The sequence below is a fragment of the Saccharomonospora iraqiensis subsp. paurometabolica YIM 90007 genome, from assembly GCF_000231035.2.
Taxonomy (GTDB): domain Bacteria; phylum Actinomycetota; class Actinomycetes; order Mycobacteriales; family Pseudonocardiaceae; genus Saccharomonospora; species Saccharomonospora paurometabolica.
In genome coordinates this window covers 121,583-122,570 of record NZ_KI912213.1, presented here as the reverse complement: position 1 = coordinate 122,570, position 988 = coordinate 121,583, and the positions used below count along the sequence as shown (strand labels likewise).

Below are 988 nucleotides of genomic sequence, written 5' to 3'. Positions count from 1 at the left end.
CCCGGGGACGGGCGGCGTCACGGTCGCCGGGGTGCCGACGGCGGTCGGCAGCTCAGGATCGTCGCGTCGCCGGTCACCGCCAGCTCGCCCGCGGCGTGCGGGACGAGCCAGGTCTCGCCCGCCGTGAGGGCGTGCCGTCCACCGTGGCCGGTGTCCAGCCGCGCGGTGCCCGTCAGGACCACCAGCACGGCGAACGACGGATCGAGCGCGACGGGCACGACGGGATGCAGGCGTTCGGCGCGGAAGAAGGTCTCCGCCTCCGGTGCGAGCACGCTCTCCCGGCCGGATCCGTGGAGGCCGGTTCCCCGGCGGACCAGGGTGTCCACCCGGTCGGCGTCCCAGGCGGAGGTGTCCAGCGCGCGCAGTGCGGTGTCGACGTCGAGGCCGAGCCGTGCCCGGACGGGGTCGTCGAGGAAGTGGCGCCACTCCAGCATCAGCGACAGGTCGGTCGGCTGTTGCAGCTCCACCACGAAGACGCCCTCGCCGATGGCGTGCGGGAGCCCGGCGGGCACGTGCACGGTGTCGCCGGGAGCCACCTCGACGCTGTTCAGGGCGTCCAGCATCCCGCCGGTGTCCCGGCCGTGCATCCAGTCCCGGACCGTGCCCGCACCCACCGGGTGCCGGAAACCCGCGTGGACCGTGGGCCGGTCCCCCTCGGCGCCCACGACCACCCACGCCTCGGTCTTGCCGAAGTGCGCGTCGAAGTGCTCCCGTGCGAAGGCATCGTCCGGGTGGTAGTGCACGGGCAGCCGCTGCCCCGCGTCGAGCAGTTTGACCAGCAGGGCCGGGGTGGGACCGAACCGCGCGACGTGGTCCGGGCCCAGCCACCCCGGTGGGTCGGCCTCGACGGCGTCCCGGAGCCACCGGCCGTCCGGCAGCCGGGTCAGCCCGTCCGGGGCACGGCCGAACAGGGCGGTCGTCGAGGCCACCCAGTCCTCGGGCGCGTACGCCCCGGTGTCCGGGGGCGCATCCGGGTGTGCCGCGCGGT

General features: G+C 75.6%; 1 protein-coding gene. It reads right to left on the bottom strand.

Annotated elements, in window-relative coordinates:
- Positions 1 to 17 precede the first annotated feature (17 nt).
- On the bottom strand, positions 18 to 988 hold a 971-nt coding region (locus SACPADRAFT_RS25695), incomplete at its 5' end, for a class I mannose-6-phosphate isomerase (RefSeq protein WP_007027739.1).